15 protein-coding genes are annotated in these 19477 nt (G+C 71.9%); 11 read left to right on the top strand and 4 right to left on the bottom strand.

Annotated elements, in window-relative coordinates; translation table 11 throughout:
* Positions 1-597 precede the first annotated feature (597 nt).
* Complete coding sequence (locus ACZ4NT_RS10805; protein WP_467724734.1) at positions 598-1239, bottom strand: maleylpyruvate isomerase family mycothiol-dependent enzyme; 642 nt, start codon at positions 1237-1239, stop codon at positions 598-600.
* 91 nt (positions 1240-1330) lie between these two features.
* Between ACZ4NT_RS10805 and ACZ4NT_RS10800 the strand changes: the two genes are divergently transcribed.
* Positions 1331-1771 (top strand): MarR family transcriptional regulator, encoded by a 441-nt coding sequence (locus ACZ4NT_RS10800; RefSeq protein WP_121406056.1) that lies wholly within the window; start codon positions 1331-1333, stop codon positions 1769-1771.
* Positions 1772-1846: 75 nt separating this feature from the next.
* Here the strand turns inward: ACZ4NT_RS10800 and ACZ4NT_RS10795 are convergent, their stop codons facing one another.
* Positions 1847-3586, bottom strand: a complete 1740-nt coding sequence (locus ACZ4NT_RS10795; protein WP_467724732.1) for an MFS transporter — start codon at positions 3584-3586, stop codon at positions 1847-1849.
* Between the two features lie 217 nt (positions 3587-3803).
* Here ACZ4NT_RS10795 and ACZ4NT_RS10790 point away from each other — a divergent pair, with 217 nt between their 5' ends.
* The gene (locus ACZ4NT_RS10790; protein WP_467724730.1) at positions 3804-4421 is read left to right on the top strand and encodes a TetR/AcrR family transcriptional regulator; all 618 of its coding nucleotides are present in this window, start codon (positions 3804-3806) and stop codon (positions 4419-4421) included.
* A 139-nt stretch (positions 4422-4560) separates the two neighbouring features.
* On the opposite strand, the gene ACZ4NT_RS10785 is transcribed toward ACZ4NT_RS10790, so the two are convergent.
* Entirely contained in the window at positions 4561-5973 is a 1413-nt protein-coding gene (locus ACZ4NT_RS10785) for a cation:dicarboxylate symporter family transporter (protein ID WP_183117043.1), read from the bottom strand.
* A gap of 180 nt (positions 5974-6153) precedes the next feature.
* Here ACZ4NT_RS10785 and ACZ4NT_RS10780 point away from each other — a divergent pair, with 180 nt between their 5' ends.
* From ACZ4NT_RS10780 to ACZ4NT_RS10755, 6 genes are all read left to right on the top strand, one after another.
* Positions 6154-7872 (top strand): ATP-binding protein, encoded by a 1719-nt coding sequence (locus ACZ4NT_RS10780; protein WP_467724728.1) that lies wholly within the window; start codon positions 6154-6156, stop codon positions 7870-7872.
* Positions 7869-8552 carry a response regulator gene (locus ACZ4NT_RS10775; RefSeq protein ID WP_121406051.1) on the top strand — a complete coding sequence of 228 codons (684 nt, stop codon included), beginning with the start codon at positions 7869-7871 and terminating at the stop codon, positions 8550-8552. Before ACZ4NT_RS10780 ends, ACZ4NT_RS10775 begins: the two co-directional genes overlap by 4 nt.
* A gap of 267 nt (positions 8553-8819) precedes the next feature.
* Complete coding sequence (locus ACZ4NT_RS10770; protein ID WP_467724725.1) at positions 8820-10217, top strand: extracellular solute-binding protein; 1398 nt, start codon at positions 8820-8822, stop codon at positions 10215-10217.
* A complete protein-coding gene (locus tag ACZ4NT_RS10765; protein WP_467724723.1) occupies positions 10214-11173 on the top strand; it encodes a carbohydrate ABC transporter permease in 960 nt (319 codons plus the stop codon). Before ACZ4NT_RS10770 ends, ACZ4NT_RS10765 begins: the two co-directional genes overlap by 4 nt.
* Position 11174: 1 nt before the next feature.
* A complete protein-coding gene (locus ACZ4NT_RS10760; protein ID WP_467724721.1) occupies positions 11175-12038 on the top strand; it encodes a carbohydrate ABC transporter permease in 864 nt (287 codons plus the stop codon).
* Between the two features lie 452 nt (positions 12039-12490).
* On the top strand, positions 12491-13120 hold the full coding sequence (locus ACZ4NT_RS10755; RefSeq protein WP_467724840.1) for an XRE family transcriptional regulator: 630 nt from the start codon (positions 12491-12493) through the stop codon (positions 13118-13120).
* Positions 13121-13158: 38 nt separating this feature from the next.
* Here the strand turns inward: ACZ4NT_RS10755 and ACZ4NT_RS10750 are convergent, their stop codons facing one another.
* Positions 13159-14184 carry an ATP-dependent 6-phosphofructokinase gene (locus ACZ4NT_RS10750; protein ID WP_121406048.1) on the bottom strand — a complete coding sequence of 342 codons (1026 nt, stop codon included), beginning with the start codon at positions 14182-14184 and terminating at the stop codon, positions 13159-13161.
* A gap of 281 nt (positions 14185-14465) precedes the next feature.
* Here ACZ4NT_RS10750 and pta point away from each other — a divergent pair, with 281 nt between their 5' ends.
* From pta to pyk, 3 genes are all read left to right on the top strand, one after another.
* Entirely contained in the window at positions 14466-16556 is a 2091-nt protein-coding gene (gene pta / locus ACZ4NT_RS10745) for a phosphate acetyltransferase (protein WP_121406047.1), read from the top strand.
* Positions 16553-17857, top strand: coding sequence for an acetate kinase (locus ACZ4NT_RS10740; RefSeq protein ID WP_121406046.1), 1305 nt, complete (start codon positions 16553-16555; stop codon positions 17855-17857). The genes pta and ACZ4NT_RS10740 overlap by 4 nt, the downstream gene beginning before the upstream one ends.
* Positions 17858-17930: 73 nt before the next feature.
* On the top strand, positions 17931-19361 hold the full coding sequence (gene pyk / locus ACZ4NT_RS10735) for a pyruvate kinase (RefSeq protein ID WP_121406045.1): 1431 nt from the start codon (positions 17931-17933) through the stop codon (positions 19359-19361).
* Positions 19362-19477: the final 116 nt, after the last annotated feature.

Raw genomic sequence — 19477 nt, 5'->3', positions numbered from 1 at the left:
CGGGATCCGCCCAACTCTGCCGGGCGCCACGTCCACCACCGCCGGGACCGGCGTTTCACCACCGCCGAATCGGCGTCCACCCCACCGGGACCGGCGTCCACCATTGCCGAAATTCCGCGTCCACCCGTCCGGGATCCGCCCAACTCTGCCGGGCGCCACGTCCACCACCGCCGGGACCGGCGTTTCACCACCGCCGAATCGGCGTCCACCCCACCGGGACCGGCAGACCACCACCCGGCGCCACGTCCACCACCGCCGGGATCCGCGTCCACCACCGCCGGAGGCCACGGCCAACACCGCTGGGACCGGCGTCCACCACGGCCGGGCGCCACGTGCACCCCAGTCTGGGTCCGCGTCCACCATTGCCCGGATCCCCGTCCACCACCGCCGGGACCGGCCCGGCCCCGCACCCGGCCGCGCCGGGGACCGGTCGGCCCGGCGCGGCCGTGCGCGTACCGGTCGGCCCGCCCGGCGCCTGGCGCGCACGTCGGCGTCGGGGTTCCGGTCCCCGGCAGGAGCGTCCCCTCCGCGGCAGGGCCCCGTCCGCCCGACGCGCGAGCGCCGTGAGCGCCCGGCCGGCACAGGCCGGACGGCGTGTCAGGGGCCCGTCGGCACGGTGCCGGTCAGCCGCGGCAGGGCCGCCTCCGCGCGTCCCGTCAGCAGGAGCAGGAGCGCCGAGATCGGGCCGCTGACCTCGTCGCCCGCGCCGCGGGTCCAGTCCGCGTCCGTGGCGACCAGCCGTGCGTGCGGCAGGGGCCAGGGGCGGGGCGGGAAGCGCATGGTCCAGACCCGGTCCGCGGCGTCGCAGGCGGCGGACACGGGCATCACGCGCTCGCGGCCCAGCGCCAGCGCGATGTCCTGGCCGTGCACGAGGATGTCGAGGAGGGGCTCTCGGCGGGTGGTGCCGGGGGCGAGCCGCCGGGAGCCGACGGTGGCGCGGAGATCGGCGAGGATCTCGCCGACGGGCCGCTCCCCCGCCCGGACGGCGGTCTCATGGATCATCCGGTCCGTGTTCCCGCGGGCCCGCACGAACTCCCGCAGGGCGGTGCCGTACGTGATGCGCGGAGCCAGCGTCAGATGCGCCGCGACGTCCCGGACCCGCCAGCCGCCGCACTGGGTGGGCCGGTCCCATGCGCCGGGATCCGCCCCTTGGAGCAGCTCGACGAGCCCGGCCCGCTCCCGGTCGACCGCGTGCCAGCGCTCCTCGGTGCCGAGGACCACGCCCATGGGAATCACCACCTACTCAAAGTGGTAAGCTTCTCTGACCAAATTAGTCAGAGACTCTGACCGAAGTCAAGAGGCCGCGACGGCTCGCGAGGGAGTGGCGATCATGGTGACGGAGAGCGAGCTCAACACCGGCCTGCTCCTGTTCATCCCGTACCGGGCCCTGGAGAGCCGGGTCTTCGCCGCGCTCGCCGAAGCGGGCTTCGACGACTTCACGCCCGCCCAGGCCCGCGTCATGCAGCGCATCGGACCGGACGGCACCCGGCTGACCGACCTGGCCGAGCAGGCCCAGGTGACCAAGCAGACGGCCGGCTTCCTGGTCGACCAGCTGGAGCGGGCGGGATACGTGCGGCGCGTGCCCGACCCCACGGACGGGCGGGCCCGGCTGGTGTGCGTGGCCGAACGCGGACTCGCCGCCGTCCCGGTCGCCGCCGCCGTCGTGGCCGAGGTGGAGGCGGAGTGGACGGCCCACCTCGGCAAGCGCCGGATGGCACAGCTGCGGCAGGCGCTGACGCTGCTGCGGGAGATCACCGACCCCTACGCGTGAGACGCGGGAGGCCCGGGGCCCGGGAAGCCCCCCGGCGTCCCGGACCCCGGGCCCCGGCCCGGATTCCCGATGCGGTCAGCTCGCCCGCCCGGCGGATCCGGACGATCCGCCGACGCCCGCGGGCTCCTGCCCGGCGGACTCCGTGCCGCCGTCGCCGGGCTCCCCGGCCCGCGGAGTGCCGGTCTCGGCCGCCGCCGTGCGCCCCTTGCGCGGGAGCAGGAAGGCCACCACGACCGTGCCGACCCCGAGGACCACCGCGCCGACCAGGCTGGTGTGGGCCACCGCGTCCGAGAAGGACGCGCCGACCGCGTCCGCCATGTGCCGGGCCCCCTCGGCCAGTTGCTCGGACTGCGACTTCAACTGCGCGGCCTGCTCGGCGTTCTGCGCGTGTGCCGCCTGCTCGGCGGCCTGCCGGGCCCTGTCGCCGATGCCCTGGGCGACCGCGTAGCCGGCGCCCACCGAGTCCTGCGCCGAGGACAGGGCGCCCGCCGGGAGCCCGCTGCCCGCGGTCGCGTCGGACAGCTGCGAGGAGTACGAACTCGCCAGCACCGAACCGAGGATCGCGATCCCGAGGGAGCCGCCGAGCTCCAGCGAGGTGTCGTTCACCGCGCCGCCCACGCCCAGTTCGGACTCGGGGAACGCCCCCATGATGGCGTCGGTGCAGGGCGACAGCGCGAGCCCGATCGCGAGACCGAGCACGACGAGCGGCAGGACGAGATCGCCGTACGAGGACGAGGCGTCGATCCGCGTGAGCAGCGCGAGCGCCGCCGTGCCGCCGACCATGCCCGCGGTGACCGTGATCCGCATGCCGACGCGCGGGGTGAGGTACCCGGTGAGCGCGGAGCCGACGAAGACGGCCCCGGCCAGCGGCAGCATGCGTACGCCGGTGTCCAGCGCGTCGTGCCCGAGGACGAACTGGAGGTGCTGCGTGAGGAAGTAGAAGGCGCCGAAGACGGCCAGGAAGAACAGCGCGACGGCGAGGTTGGCGCCGGCGAACCCGCGGTCGGCGAAGCGGCGTACGTCGACGACCGGGTGCGGGTGCCGCAGCTCCCACACGACGAACGCGACGAGACCGGCACCGGCGACCACCGCGGCGGTCACGGCCTTCACGCCCCACCCGAAGTGCGGCCCCTCGATGATCATGTAGACCAGCGCGCCGATCCAGATCACGGAGAGCAGGCCGCCGACGTGGTCGATGCGGTCGTGGTGCCCGGCCCGGGACGGCGGCACCAGCACGAGGGCGCCGACCAGCGCCACGGCCGCGACGGGCACGTTGATCAGGAAGGTCGAGGACCAGCCGTGGTGTTCGAGCAGGGCGCCCGCGACCAGCGGTCCGGCCGCGATGGCGAGCCCGGCGGTGGCGGTCCAGAGCGTGATCGCCTTGGCGCGTTCCGCGCGCGGGAAGGTAGCGGCGAGCAGGGAGAGCGTGGCCGGCATGATCAGCGCCGCACCCACGCCCATCACGGCGCGGGCCGCGACGACCCCGGCGGAACTGCCCACCAGCGAGCCCGCGACGGCGCCGGAGCCGAAGACGACGAGCCCCACGACGAGGGCACCGCGGCGGCTGTACTTGTCGCCGATCGCCCCCAGCAGCAGCATCAGCGCGGCGTACGGGACGGTGTAGCCGTCGATGACCCACTGCAGGTCGGCGCTGGACAGGCCCAGGTCGCGGGTCATGTCCGGGGCGGCGACGGTGAGCGCGGTGTTCGCCATCACGATGATCAGCAGGCTCAGGCAGAGCACCAGCAGGGCCCACCAGCGCCGGGCGTAGGGCCGGTCCATCCTCTCGACCGGTTCGTTCATGACGAGACGCATGGGTTCGGGTCGCCCTTCCTCTTGTTCGTTCCGCACGGGGTGAGCGGTCGGCTCGTACCGCGCGGGGTCCGTGACGGGGCCGTCTCGCACGACCACTTGCACAGCGCCGTGCAATTGCACGACACTGTGCAAAGTACGTCACTGCACAACGCTGTGCAAATCGAGGAGGTGGAGGCCTGGTGGACGCAACGACGGCCGCCGGGGAGGGGCGTGCAGAATGTCTGCCATGACCACGGGTAACGCCAGCCGCGCCGACGTGAACCGCCGCCGCATCCTCGATGTCGCGCTCGCCGAGCTGCTGCGCGACCCCGACGCGTCCATGGACCAGATCGCGCGCGCCGCGGGAGTCGTCCGCCGCACGGTGTACGGGCACTTCCCGAACCGCGAGGCCCTGATCGGCACGCTCTTCGAGGGCGCGGTGGAGGCGGTGGAGGCCGCGCACGCGGCGGGCCGCGAGGGCGTCGAGGACCCGGCGGAGTCGCTGGTCCGCTCGACGCTCGCGGTCTGGGAGATCGCCGACCGCTACCGGCTGCTGGTCGCCCTCGCCCAGCGCAGCGTCACGGTCCAGGGCATCCGGGACCGCCTCACACCCGTCCGGGAGGCCTGCGCGGAGCTGCTCCGCCGCGGCCTGGAGGAGGGTGTCTTCGCCTCGCCGCTGCCGCCGCGGGCGCTGGCCTACGTGCACGAGCAGATGCTGTTCGCCCTGATGGAGGCGGTGAACGACGGACTGCTGGCAGCGCAGGAGGCGGGCCGCTCCGCCGCGGTCACCATGCTGACCACGGCGGGCGTGCCCGCCTCCCGCGCCACCGATCTGGTGGCGGAGCTGAGCGACTGAAGCGCCCGGCGACCGCGTCCGTCCCGCACCGAGCGGCGGGCCCACGGGGGTGACGGCCCGGCCGCTCGGCGCTCTCGGGCCTCCGGCGTCCGGGGCCCGGTCCCGCCGGGCCCCCATCAGGGAGGGGCCCGGCGAAGCGCTACGCCTTGAGCAGCTCCTTCTCGCCGCCCTGCTCGGGAAGCCCGGCCGGCGAGGCGTCCTCGTCGTGGTCCAACAGCGTCTCCTCGTCGAAGGGCAGCTGTCCGGCGAGCACCTGGTCGACCCGCTCGCGGTCGATCTCCTTCGTCCAGGTGCCGATCAGGACGGTGGCGACCGCGTTGCCCGCGAAGTTGGTCAGGGCGCGCGCCTCGCTCATGAAGCGGTCGATGCCGACGATCAGGCCGACGCCGTCCACCAGCGCGGGCTTGTGCGACTGCAGGCCGCCGGCCAGCGTGGCCAGCCCGGCGCCGCTGACACCCGCCGCGCCCTTCGAGGCGACCAGCAGGAAGAGCAGCAGCGGGATCTGCTCCCCGACGGACATCGGTTTGCCGAGCGCGTCGGCGATGTAGAGCGACGCCATCGTCATGTAGATCATCGTGCCGTCGAGGTTGAAGGAGTAGCCGGTCGGGACGGTGATGCCGACCACCGGCTTGCTCACGCCGAGGTGCTCCATCTTCGCGATGAGCCGCGGCAGCGCGGACTCGGACGAGGAGGTGGACAGGATCAGCAGGAACTCACGGCCGAGGTACTTGAAGAACGTGAGGATGTTGAGGCCCGCGATGATCCGCAGCAGCGCGCCCAGCACGACGAAGACGAACAGGAAGCAGGTGACGTAGAAGCCCAGCATCAGCACGGCCAGGCTCTTGAGGGCGTCCAGGCCCGCGGAGCCGGTGACCGCGGCGATCGCGCCGAAGGCACCGAGGGGCGCCGCCCACATCACCATGGCGAGGATGCGGAAGACGAGCCGCTGGATGTGCTCGATGCCGCGGAGCACCGGCTGGCCCGCCGAGCCCATCGCCTGCAGCGCGAACCCGGCGAGCAGCGCGACCAGCAGGGTCTGCAGGACCTGGCCCTCCGTGAACGCCGACACCATCGTGGTCGGGATGATCGACAGGACGAACTCGACCGGCGGCAGCGCCTCGGCCGACACCTGGCCTTGTCCGGCCTCCTTGACCGACTCGGTCACCGCGAGCCCCGTGCCCGGCTCCAGGATGTTGCCCACCACCAGGCCGATGGCGAGCGCGACCAGCGACATGACCAGGAAGTACCCCAGCGCGATACCGCCGACGGCGCCGACCTTGGCGGCCTTGCGCACGGAGCCGATGCCCAGGACGATCGTGCAGAAGATGATCGGCGAGATCATCATCTTGATCAGGTTCACGAAACCGGTGCCGATGGGCTTCAGCTCGACCGCGAAGTCGGGGGCGACCAGGCCCACGGTGATGCCGAGGATCACGGCGACGATCACGGCGATGTACAGGTAGTGCGTGCGGTCCCGCTTGGCGGCGGGTGCGGCAGGTGCCGTTCCGGGTGTGCTGGTCACGGCTGCCCTCCTTGACGACGTCGTCGGCATCATCCGGCGTGCGGCTCACGTCCGGGCGGAACCGGGAGCGGGGCTCCCGGGCGGTGCCGGGAATCCCGTCCCGGCCGTACGGGCGGCTCCCCGGCTGCGGTGACTATCTCCCGGCCTGTGAGGGCGGTCACCCTTCCGTTCATTTAGTTCACGCCCGCCGTGCGAGGCAGACTGACTGGCATGCGCCTCCCCCGCGTCCCCACTCCCCGCAGCCTGGCCGGCCAGCTCTTCGCGATGCAGGCCGTGCTGATCGCGGTCCTGGTCGCCGGGTACGCGCTCTTCACGTACATCAGCGACCGCAGCCAGGCCGAGGAGGCCGCCGGCCGCCAGGCCATGGCGGTCGCCCGCTCGGTCGCGGACGCCCCCTCGGTGCGGGCGGCGATCCGCACCCCGGACCCGACGAGAACCCTTCAGCCGTACGCGACCCGGGTGCAGCGGCACACCGACGTGGACTTCGTGACGATCATGGATCCGCGGGGCATCCGCTGGACCCACCCCGACGAGGACCTGATAGGCAAGCACTTCCTCGGGCACACGGCCGGCGCCCTGGAGGGCCGGTCGTTCACGGAGACGTACACGGGCACCCTCGGCCCGTCCGTGCGCGCGGTCGCGCCGATCAGCGACGGGGGCCGCATCGTCGGCCTGGTCAGCGCCGGCATCAAGGTCGAGGCCATCACCGCCCGGGTCCAGGACCAGGTCACGGCCCTGCTCGGCGCGGCGGCCGGGGCGCTGGCCCTCGGCGCCGTCGGCACGTACGTGATCAACGCCCGGCTGCGCCGCCACACCCACGGCATGAACGCGGCCGAGCTCAGCCGGATGCACGACTACCACCAGGCCGCCCTGCACGCCGTGCGCGAGGGGCTGCTGATGCTGGACGGCCAGTACCGGGTGGCGCTGATCAACGACGGGGGCCGCGAGCTGCTGGGCGTCACGGGCGAGGTCGTCGGCCGGTCGGTCGCCGGGCTCGGTCTGCCCGCTCCCCTGACGGGGGCGCTGCTGTCCTCCGCGCCCCGGATGGACGAGGTGCACCTCACGGACGACCGGGTGCTGGTGCTCAACACCTCCCCGGTGTCCGGCGGCGAGCGCCGGGGCACCGTGGTGACCCTGCGCGACGTCACGGAACTGCAGTCCCTGATGGGTGAGTTGGACTCCGAGCGCGGCTTCACCCAGGCCCTGCGCTCCCAGGCGCACGAGGCCGCGAACCGCCTGCACACCGTGGTGTCCCTCATCGAGCTGGGCCGGGCCGAGGAGGCCGTCGACTTCGCGACCGCGGAGTTGGAGTTGGCGCAGGCGCTGACCGACCGGGTGGTGGCCGCGGTCAGCGAGCCGGTGCTGGCCGCGCTGCTGCTGGGCAAGGCGGCCCAGGCGAACGAGCGGGGCGTCGAGCTGGTCGTGTCGGAGGAGAGCGGCCTCGACGACGGTCTGCTGCCGCCCTCGCTGCCGGCCCGCGACCTCGTGACGATCCTGGGCAACCTCATCGACAACGCGGTGGACGCGGCACAGGGATCGGTGGGCGCGCGGGTGACGGTGACGGCCCGCACGGACGAGGAAGGACTGGTCCTGCGGGTGAGCGACACCGGGGCCGGAGTGGCTCCGGCACACGCGGAGGCCGTCTTCCAGCGGGGCTGGTCGACGAAACCGGCGGGTCCCGGCGGGCGGGGGCTGGGGCTGGCCCTCGTGCGCCAGGCCGTGAGCCGTCACGAGGGCACGCTCACGGTGACGGAGGCGGCCGGGGGCGGGGCGGAGTTCGAGGTGCGGATGCCGTTGCCTACGGTGGGCTCCGCCCCGGGCGCACTGGACCCGGCCGGGGCGGGGCCCACCGGGCCGGTTCCACTCGGGGACCGGGTGCCCGGGCCCGCCCGGCCCGTCCGGTCCGCCCTGCCCGGAGGCGACGCATGACCGAGCCCATCCGCGTACTCGTCGTCGAGGACGACCCGGTCGCCGCCGACGCGCACGTCATGTACGTCGGCCGGGTGCCCGGCTTCACGGCGGTCGGCAAGGCCCGCACGGGCGCGGAGGCGCGACGCGCACTGGACCGCACGCCGGTGGACCTGCTGCTGCTCGACCTGCACCTGCCGGACGGGCACGGCCTGCAGCTCGCCCGCTCCCTGCGGGCCGCCGGCTATCACGCGGACGTGATCGCGGTGACGTCGGCGCGCGACCTGGCCGTGGTACGGGAGGGGGTCTCCCTCGGGGTCGTCCAGTACGTGCTGAAGCCCTTCACCTTCGCGACCCTGCGGGACCGGCTCGTGCGGTACGCCGAGTTCCACGCGGCGGCGGGCGAGGCGAGCGGGCAGGAGGAGGTGGACCGGGCACTGGCGACCCTGCGGGCGCCGGGGCCCGCGGCCCTGCCGAAGGGACTCAGCGCACCGACCCTGGAGCTTGTGACGCGGACGCTGCGGGATTCCGGTGAGGGCCTGACCGCGGCAGGCGTCGGGGAGGCCGTGGGCATCTCCCGGATCACGGCGCGCCGGTACCTGGAGCACCTGGTGGACGCGGGCTGGGCCGGGCGCAGCCCGCTGTACGGGCAGGTCGGCCGGCCCGAGCTGGTGTACCGCTGGGTGGAGGCGGCCAAGTAGTGGGTCGGGCTGCTGTGAAAACGCTTACGTGAGCGTTTACGTAAGCGCTCGCGTAAACGCTTGCGTATGCGTTTACGTCCATCGGTTCCCCGCATGCCGACCGCGGTTACGGCGGGTCGGGCGTGTCCGTGGCCGCGCCGGCGCCGGAGGCGTGGTGCTGCCGACGCCCCCAACCATCCACCCCTGCAAGGTCATTGACCTGACTAGACCACTCCTCTTACGTTCACGGAGCAGACAGACTCGGCCGACGAAGGCCCGTAGGAGGTCGTGCCCGTGCGCCCCACCGCCGCCCGCCCCCGCACCACTGCCCCGCTGCTCCTCGCCGCCCTGCTCACCCTGTCCGCCGCCGGGACCCTGACCGCCTGCGGCGGCGGTTCGGGCAGCGATCCGGACACCGTGAAGGTCTCCTTCAAGCAGTCCACGGACAACTCGGTCAAGGTGATGGACACCTATCTGGCCGACATCAAGAAGCAGTTCGAGAAGGCGAACCCCGGCAAGAAGGTCGAGCTCGTCCCGATCAAGGCCCCGGACTCCGAGTACTACACCAAGCTCCAGCAGATGCTGCGGTCGCCCAAGACGGCGCCGGACCTGGTCTACGAGGACACCTTCCTCATCAACTCCGACATCACCAGCGGGTACTTGAAGCCGCTCGACGCCTACCTCGACAAGTGGGACGACTGGGACCGGTTCGTCGACACGGCCAGGACCGCGGCGAAGGCGCAGGACGGGAAGACGTACGGCGTACCGGACGGCACGGACACCCGCGGGCTCTGGTTCGACAAGGGCGTCTTCGCGAAGGCGGGGCTGCCCGCCGACTGGCGGCCGAAGACGTGGGACGAGGTCCTGGACGCCGCTCGCACGATCAAGAAGAAGGTCCCGGGTGTCACCCCGCTCAACGTCTACACCGGCAAGCCCGCGGGCGAGGCGGCCACCATGCAGGGCTTCGAGATGCTGCTGTACGGCACGAACGACGGGAAGACCGATCCCCTGTACGACCGGGCGTCCAAGAAGTGGATCGCCGGGAGCCAGGGGTTCAAGGACGCCCTCGCCTTCGTGGAGACGGTCTACCGGGAGAAGCTCGGGCCGGACGTCTCCGACGCCCTCGACCCCAACTTCAGCACCGCGGTGCGCGGCGAACTCCTGCCCGAGGGCAAGCTCGGCATCAACCTGGACGGCAGCTGGCTGCCGCAGGACTGGGGCAAGGGTGCGGGCCACGAGTGGCCCGAGTGGTCGCGGAAGCTCGGCCTCGCCCCGATGCCCACCCAGCACGGTCAGGCCCCCGGCAAGGTGAGCATGTCGGGTGGCTGGACCTGGTCGATCCCGGCCAAGTCGGCCAACCCCGACCTCGCCTTCAGGTTCGTCCGCACGATGCAGACCAAGGCCAACGCGCAGAAGTGGTACATCGCCAACTCCGGTATCGCGGTGCGTGAGGACGTCGCCTCCGATCCCGGCTACGTGAAGGCGCAGCCCGGCCTCGAGTTCTTCACGGACCTCGTCGCGAGCACGCACTACCGGCCCGCCTACCCGGCGTACCCGAAGGTCTCCACCGCGATCCAGGAGGCCATGGAGGGGGTGACGACGGGCGACCGTTCGGTCGACGAGGCTGCCCGCGACTACGACGAGGAACTGAAGTCCGCCACCGACGGCCAAGTGACCACCAAGTGAGCATCGGTACCCGGGCGGAGCGGCAGCCGGGCCCCAAGGACGCCCCGGCAGCGGCCCGTTCGGACGGCCCGCGGCCCCCCTCCCGGCGCCGGGACGGCCTGCGCCGCTCGCTGGTCCGGGTGCTGCCCGTCTCCCCCGCCGTCGTCCTGCTGCTGCTCTTCCTCGCGGGGCCGATCGGCTACTGCGCCTACATCGCCTTCACCGACCTCCAGCTCACCGGCCAGGCCCACTCGTCCTTCGTCGGCGTCGACAACTTCCGCACCGCCTTCCAGGACGAGGCGTTCCTGAACGCGGTCTGGCTCACGCTCGTCTTCACCGTGCTCTCGTCCCTCGTCGGCCAGAACACCCTGGGCCTGGCGCTCGCCTCGCTGATGCAGCGCGCCTCGAAGCCGGTGCGGACCCTGGTCGGCGGCGTCGTCATCACCGCGTGGGTGCTGCCCGAGGTGGTGGCGGGGTTCCTGCTCTACGCCTTCTTCCGCCGCGAGGGCACGCTCAACGCGATCCTGGACGGGCTCGGCCTGCCCGGCCAGAACTGGCTGTTCACCCTGCCGATCCTGGCGGTGTCCTTCGCGAACGTGTGGCGGGGCACGGCGTTCTCGATGCTCGTGTACTCGGCGGCCCTGAACGAGATCCCCCGGGAGATCACGGAGGCCGCGGAGGTGGACGGCGCGAGCGGCCGGCGCCGCATGTGGCACATCACGCTGCCGATGATCCGCCGCTCCATCGGCACGAACCTGATGCTCAACACCCTGCAGACGCTGTCGGTGTTCGGGCTGATCTGGGTAATGACGCGGGGCGGTCCCGGCGACCGGAGCCAGACCCTCCCGCTCTTCATGTACGAACAGGCCTTCCAGAAGAGCATGATCGGCTACGGGACGGCGGTGGCCCTGCTGCTCCTGGTGGTCGGCTCCCTCTTCTCCCTGGTGTACATGCGCCTGCTGCGCACGGAGGTGTGAGATGGCCCTGCCGACGACCGGGGGCGTCCGGGGCAGCCTCAGGTCCCGCCGGACGGCCCGGCGACTGGCGGCGGACGCGGGCCTGCTCGCGGTCGCGGGCGCCTTCGCGCTGCCGCTGGCCTGGGTGGTGCTGTCCTCGCTGGACGCGCACGCGGATCTGCGGGTGAAGGCGCCGGACTCCGTCACGCTCGCCAACTTCGACGCGGTGCTGACGCCGGACATCCTCTTCACTCCGCTGCTCAACAGCCTGATCCTGTGCGGCGGCGGCACGCTGCTGACCGTGGTCTGCGCGGCGCTGGCCGCCTATCCGCTGTCGCGGTTCCGCTCCCGCCTCAACCGCCCGTTCCTGCTCACGATCCTGTTCGCCACGAGTCTGCCGATCACGGCGATCATGGTCCCGGTGTACGCACTGTTCGTCCAGGTGAACCTGATCGACACGATGCACGGCACGGTCCTGTTCTTCGCCGCCTCCCAACTCCCCTTCGCCATCTGGCTGATGAAGAACTTCATGGACGGTGTGCCGAAGGAGCTGGAGGAGGCCGCCTGGACGGACGGGGCGTCCTCGTTCCAGTCGCTGCTGCGTATCGTGCTCCCCCTGATGGGGCCGGGCGTCGCCGTGGTGACGGTCTTCTCGTTCGTGATGATGTGGGGGAACTTCTTCGTCCCCTTCATGCTGCTGCTCACCCCGGACCAGATGCCGGCGTCCGTGAGCATCAACGAGTTCTTCGGCAACCGCGGGATGGTGGTGTACGGGCAGCTGGCGGCGTTCTCGGTGGTCTATTCGACGCCCGTACTGCTGCTGTACGTCCTGGTCGCCCGACGGCTGGGCGGCGGGTTCGCGCTGGGCGGAGCCGTGAAGGGGTGAGGCGGTATTGCGCCGGTCGGTCCGCCTCCCCGGTAGGGCCGGGGGCGCGCGTGCGGCGGGCCGCGCGCGCGTTCCGGGCGGGCGCGCGGGCCGGCCGGACGGGCGCCCGGGACCGGCCGGGCGCCACCAAAGACCGGCCGGTCAGGAGCCGGAGCCGGTCGCGCATATGCCCCCTCACCTTGCCGTTCCGTCCTCCGCGGACTCCCCGCGGCGCCCTCCGCGATCCGGCGTCCCGCCGCCCGCAGACCCGTCCCGCACCGATGGACGATCTTCGGCCGGGTCGAACCGACGGCCGAAACCGTATGTTCCTACAATCCGTGATTGTGGCCGAACAGACCGTAGTCATCGCAGCCACACCCCCATAGCTTGTGCGCGTGCACCAGCTGCCGGCCCCCCAGCCCACCCCGCCCTTCAACGCCCTCGCCGCCCGCCGACTGCGCGCCGGACTCGGCATGGGACCCGAACACGTCGCGTACGGGATGCGCGTCTCGTACGGGCTGCCCTATGTCACGCCCGATCTCGTCGTCGCCTGGGAGCGGGGCATCACCGCACCGAGCAACCCCGAACTCACCGCGCTCGCCGCCGTGCTGTGGTGCTCTCCGGGTGAACTCATCGGCGCGCCGCGGACCTTGCGGGAGCACCGCGTCGCGCGCGGCCTCGCCCCCGAGGACGTCGCACGCACCGTCGGCCTGGAACTCCTCGTGTACCAGCGGATGGAGGAGACCGACGAATGGCGCGGCAACGAACGGCAGTCCGCCGCGCTCGCCGAGCTGCTCGATCTCTCGCTGCCCGACTTCATCACGGTGACCGGACGCGACGGGAAGCTCGGGGAGCTGCTGCGCAGTGCGGTGACGACACGCTGGCAGGCGTACGTGCGCCCGGTGGGCAAGATGGTGCCGCTGGACCGGCGACTCCTGGAGGACGCGTTGCAGGAGCTGCACACGGACTACCAGGGCCAGATGGTGGCCACCCTGAGCTGGGCGAACGGCTCGGCGGCCGGCGACTCCAGCGACGCCGGCCGCGACTTCATGGACCGGATCGTCGACCACTTCTGGTCGACGGTCCAGCGGAGCACGTACTGAGGGGTGCCCCCGCGTGAGGCGGGAGCGCCGGCGGAGGTCTAGAAGACCGACTCCGCCTCGTCCATCCGGTCCTTGGGGACCGTCTTCAGCTCGGTGACCGCCTCGGCGAGCGGCACCATCTCGACCTCGGTGCCGCGCAGCGCGGTCATCCGGCCGAACTCGCCCCGGTGCGCGGCCTCGACCGCGTGCCAGCCGAAGCGGGTGGCGAGCACCCGGTCGTAGGCGGTCGGGGTGCCGCCGCGCTGGATGTGCCCCAGGATGACCGGCTTGGCCTCCTTGCCGAGACGCCGTTCGAGCTCGTACGCGAGGGCCGCGCCGATGCCCTGGAAGCGCTCGTGGCCGAACTGGTCGATCGCGCCGTGGCCGTAGTCCATGGTGCCCTCGGCGGGGTGGGCGCCCTCGGCGACGCAGATGACGGCGAACTTCTTGCCGCGCGCGAAGCGCTCCTCCACCATCGCGACGAGGTCGGAGGGGTCGAAGGCCCGCTCGGGCAGGCAGATGCCGTGGGCGCCGGCGGCCATACCGGACTCGAGGGCGATCCAGCCCGCGTGCCGGCCCATGACCTCGACGACCATGACGCGCTGGTGCGACTCGGCGGTGGTCTTGAGGCGGTCCATCGCCTCGGTGGCGACACCGACCGCCGTGTCGAAGCCGAAGGTGCGGTCCGTCGAGGAGATGTCGTTGTCGATCGTCTTCGGGACACCGACCACGGGCAGGCCCGCGTCCGACAGCATCCGGGCGGCGGTCAGAGTGCCCTCGCCGCCGATCGGGATGAGCACGTCGATGCCGAACTCGCGGGCCATGTCCTGTGCGTTCTCGCAGGCCTCGCGGAGCCGGTCGCGCTGGAGCCGGGAGGAGCCGAGGATGGTGCCGCCCCGGGCCAGGATGCCGCTGACGGCGTTGAGGTCGAGGGTGCGGTAGCGGCCGTCGAGCAGGCCGGCGTAGCCGTCCTCGAAGCCGATGACCTCGTCGCCGAAATTGGTGACCGCTCGGTGCACGACCGACCGGATCACTGCGTTCAGCCCCGGGCAGTCGCCGCCTGCGGTGAGAACTCCGATGCGCATCGTGCTGTGTCTCCTGCTCGCTGTTGGTACGTGTGAGCCATTCCGATTGTTTCACGGCCCACAGGGGGCTGCTGCTCCCGTCCGCCGCGCACGCACCGGCCCGCGCCCCGCCGCCCCGGAGCCCGTGGAACCCTTGTCCCGCCTCACCAGGAGGTTCAGCCTGGCGGGCGCCTTAGCCAGCCCCAGAGGTATTGTCAAGAGGGTTCTGCTCACCATAGCGGGTATTTTTCCCGAGCCACGAGAAGCACCAAGCCGGCCCAGTGATGAAACGGAGAGCACGCGTGACGCGCAGCGTGTACGTGACCGGGATCGACCGCGGCGACGGCCGCCAGGTCGTCGAGCTGGGAGTCATGGAGCTCCTGACCCGCCAGGTCGACCGGGTGGGGGTGTTCCGCCCGCTCGTCCACGACGGACCGGACCGGCTCTTCGAGCTGCTGCGCGCCCGCTACCGGCTCACCCAGGACCCGGCCACGGTCTACGGCATGGACTACTACGAGGCGTCCGCGCTCCAGGCCGAGCGGGGCACCGACGAGCTGGTGTCGACCCTGGTGGACCGCTTCCACGCGGTCGCGCGCGACTACGACGTCGTCCTCGTCCTCGGCACCGACTTCGCGGACACCCAGCTCCCCGACGAGCTGGCGATGAACGCCCGGCTGGCCAACGAGTTCGGCGCCTCCGTGATCCCGGTCGTGGGCGGCCGGGGGCAGACGGCCGAGTCGGTGCTCGCCGAGACGCGCAACGCCTACCGGGCGTACGACGGGCTCGGCTGCGACGTCCTCGCGATGGTGACGAACCGGGTCGCGCCCGCCGACCGCGCGGAGATCCACGAACGCCTCGCCGACCGCCTGCCCGTGCCCTGTTACGTGCTTCCGGACGAGCCCGCGCTGTCCGCCCCCACCGTCGCGCAGATCACCCACACCCTCGGCGGCAAGGTGCTCCTCGGCGACGACTCGGGGCTGGCCCGCGATGCCCTCGACTTCGTGTTCGGCGGCGCGATGCTGCCCAACTTCCTGAACGCGCTGACGCCCGGGTGCCTCGTGGTGACACCGGGCGACCGGGCCGATCTGGTGGTCGGCTCGCTCGCCGCGCACAGCGCCGGCACGCCCCCGATCGCGGGTGTGCTGCTCACTCTGAACGAGCGGCCGAGCGACGAGATCCTCACGCTGGCGGCGCGCCTCGCCCCCGGCACCCCGGTGGTCTCCGTACCCGGCAACAGCTTCCCGACCGCCACCGAACTCTTCGGCCTGGAGGGCAAGCTGAACGCCGCGACCCCGCGCAAGGCGGAGACGGCGCTCGGGCTCTTCGAGCGTCACGTCGACACCAGTGAGCTGCTGAAGCGGGTCTCGGCACCGAGCAGTGACCGTCTCACGCCCATGATGTTCGAGCACAAGCTCCTGGAGCAGGCCCGCTCCGACCGGCGTCGCGTCGTGCTGCCCGAAGGCACCGAGGCGCGCGTCCTGCACGCCGCCGAGGTGCTGCTGCGCCGCGGCGTGTGCGATCTGACGCTGCTCGGCCCGGTCGACCAGATCCGCAAGAAGGCCGCCGACCTCGGCATCGACCTCGGCGGCGTGCAGGTCATCGACCCGCAGACCTCCGAACTGCGGGACCGCTTCGCCGAGAAGTACGCCGAACTGCGCGCCCACAAGGGCGTGTCCGTGGAGCTGGCGCACGACGTCGTGGCGGACGTGAACTACTTCGGCACGCTGATGGTCGAGGAGGGGCTGGCCGACGGCATGGTGTCGGGGTCCGTGCACTCCACGGCGGCCACCATCCGCCCGGCCTTCGAGATCATCAAGACCAAGCCGGACGCGAAGATCGTCTCCTCCGTCTTCTTCATGTGCCTCGCCGACAAGGTCCTGGTCTACGGCGACTGCGCGGTGAACCCGGACCCGAACGCGCAGCAGCTCGCCGACATCGCCGTCCAGTCCGCCGCGACCGCCCGGCAGTTCGGCGTCGAGCCGCGGATCGCGATGCTGTCGTACTCGACCGGCACGTCCGGCTCGGGCGCGGACGTCGACAAGGTGCGCGAGGCCACCGAGCTGGTCCGGACGCGCCGCCCGGACCTGAGCGTGGAGGGCCCGATCCAGTACGACGCCGCCGTCGAGCCGTCCGTCGCGGCCACCAAGCTCCCGGAGTCGGACGTCGCCGGGCAGGCGTCCGTGCTGATCTTCCCGGACCTCAACACCGGCAACAACACCTACAAGGCCGTGCAGCGTTCGGCCGGCGCGATCGCGGTCGGCCCGGTCCTGCAGGGGCTGCGCAAGCCGGTCAACGACCTGTCCCGCGGCGCTCTCGTCCAGGACATCGTGAACACCGTCGCCATCACGGCGATCCAGTCCCAGACCCCGAGCGAGAAGGCCACCGCCCAGTGAGCTCCCACCCGTCGCCCGCCACCGCCGCGCCCGCCACCGCCGCGCCCGACGAGCCGCGCCCGGCCCGCTCCTCCTCGCGCGTCCTCGTGCTCAACTCCGGCTCCTCGTCGGTCAAGTACCAGCTCCTCGACATGGCGGACCGCAGCCGTCTGGCCATGGGGCTGGTCGAGCGCATCGGCGAGCGGACGAGCCGGCTGAAGCACACCCCGCTCACCGCGGACGGAGGCGGGCCCCGGGAGACGAACGGGCCCTTCGCCGACCACGAGGCCGCGCTGAAGGCCGTGGCGGAGGAGCTGGCCAGGGACGGCCTCGGCCTGGACTCCCCCGAACTGGCGGCGATCGGCCACCGGGTGGTGCACGGCGGGAAGCTGTTCACCCGGCCCACCCTCGTCGACGACGCCGTGCTCGCGGAGATCCAGCGGCTGATCCCGGTCGCCCCGCTGCACAACCCGGCCAACCTGACCGGCATCCTGACGGCTCGGGCGCTGCGCCCGGACCTGCCTCAGGTCGCCGTGTTCGACACCGCCTTCCACGCGACGATGCCGGAGGCGGCGGCGCGCTACGCGATCGACGTGAAGACCGCCGACGAGCACCGCATCCGCCGGTACGGCTTCCACGGCACCTCGCACGCCTTCGTGTCGCGTGCGACCGCGAAGCTCCTCGGCAAGGATCCGTCCGAGGTGAACGTCATCGTGCTCCACCTGGGCAACGGGGCGTCGGCCTCCGCGGTGCGGGAGGGCCGGTGCGTGGACACCTCCATGGGGCTGACGCCCTTGGAGGGGCTCGTCATGGGTACGCGGTCCGGTGACATGGATCCGGCCGTCATCTTCCATCTGATGCGTGTCGGCGGGATGTCCGCGGACGAGATCGACAGTCTTCTCAACAAGAAGAGCGGTCTGGTCGGTCTGTGCGGGGACAACGACATGCGGGAGATCCGGCGGCGGGTCGACGAGGGCGACGAGCGGGCGCGGCTCGCCTTCGACATCTACATCCACCGCCTGAAGAAGTACATCGGCGCCTACTACGCCGTGCTCGGCCGGGTGGACGCGGTGGCGTTCACCGCCGGCGTCGGCGAGAACGCGGCTCCGGTGCGCGAGGCCGCGGTCGCGGGCCTGGAGGGGTTCGGCCTGGAGGTCGACGGCGCGCTGAACGCCGTACGGTCCGACGAACCGCGGATCATCTCCCCGGAGCACGCACGGGTCGCGGTGGCCGTGGTGCCGACCGACGAGGAACTGGAGATCGCCACGCAGACGTACGCACTCGTGGACGGGTCCTCCGACCGGTCCGACGGCCTCACCTGAGCGGCATCCCGCCCCTTTGTATCTTCCGCCAGACGGAATATTCCGCAGCGAAACAAACCGATAGGATCGCCCTATGCGCCGTTCGAAAATCGTCTGTACTCTCGGCCCCGCGGTCGACTCCCATGAGCAGCTCGTCGCGCTGATCCAGGCCGGCATGAACGTTGCTCGCTTCAACTTCAGCCACGGCTCGCACGCCGAGCACCAGGGCCGCTACGAGCGTGTCCGGGCCGCCGCCGCCGAGACCGGCCGGGCCATCGGCGTCCTCGCCGACCTCCAGGGCCCGAAGATCCGTCTGGAGACCTTCGCCGAGGGGCCCGTCGAGCTGGTGCGCGGTGACGAGTTCACCATCACCACCGAGGACGTCCCGGGCGACAAGACGATCTGCGGCACGACCTACAAGGGTCTGCCCGGCGACGTCTCCAAGGGCGACCAGGTCCTGATCAACGACGGCAACGTCGAGCTGCGGGTGGTCGAGGTCGACGGCGCCCGGGTCAAGACGGTGGTCATCGAGGGCGGTGTCATCTCCGACCACAAGGGCATCAACCTGCCCGGCGCGGCCGTGAACGTGCCCGCGCTGTCCGAGAAGGACATCGACGACCTGCGCTTCGCCCTGAAGATGGGCTGCGACCTGGTCGCGCTCTCCTTCGTGCGCGACGCCCACGACGTGAACGACGTCCACAAGATCATGGACGAGGAGGGCCGCCGGGTCCCCGTCATCGCCAAGGTGGAGAAGCCCCAGGCGGTGGAGAACATGGAGGCCGTCGTGGCGGCCTTCGACGGTGTCATGGTGGCCCGTGGCGACCTGGCCGTCGAGTACCCGCTGGAAAAGGTCCCGATGGTGCAGAAGCGCCTGGTGGAGATGTGCCGGCGCAACGCCAAGCCGGTGATCGTCGCGACCCAGATGATGGAGTCGATGATCACCAACTCCCGTCCGACGCGCGCCGAGGCCTCCGACGTCGCCAACGCGATCCTGGACGGCGCGGACGCGGTCATGCTGTCGGCGGAGTCGAGTGTGGGCGCGTACCCCATCGAGACCGTGAAGACGATGTCGAAGATCGTCACCGCGGCCGAGCAGGAACTGCTCTCCAAGGGCCTGCAGCCCCTCGTCCCCGGCAAGAAGCCGCGGACGCAGGGCGGTTCGGTGGCGCGCGCCGCCGCCGAGATCGCCGACTTCCTCGGCGGCAAGGGCCTGGTGGCCTTCACCGAGTCCGGTGACACGGCCCGCCGGCTGTCCCGCTATCGCGCCGCGCAGCCGATCCTGGCGTTCACCACGGACGAGGGCACCCGCAACCAGCTCGCGCTGAGCTGGGGCGTCGAGTCCTACATCGTGCCCTTCGTGAACAGCACCGACGAGATGGTCGAGCTCGTCGACTCCGAGCTGCAGAAGCTCAACCGCTTCGACCAGGGCGACGTCGTCGTGATGACCGCGGGTTCGCCCCCCGGCGTCCCCGGCACCACCAACATGGTCCGGGTGCACCACCTGGGCGGCACCGGCCGCGACTGACCCGGGCTTCGCACAGCGGGGGGGGGGGGGGGGGGGGGGGGGGGGCGGTGGGGGGGGGGGGGGGGGGGGGGGAGGGGGTGTGGGGGGCCAGCGAAGGAGGGGGGGGGGAGGGTGGG

The sequence above is a fragment of the Streptomyces sp. NPDC026417 genome (genome assembly GCF_055567695.1).
This window is presented reverse-complemented; position numbering and strand designations above follow the sequence as displayed.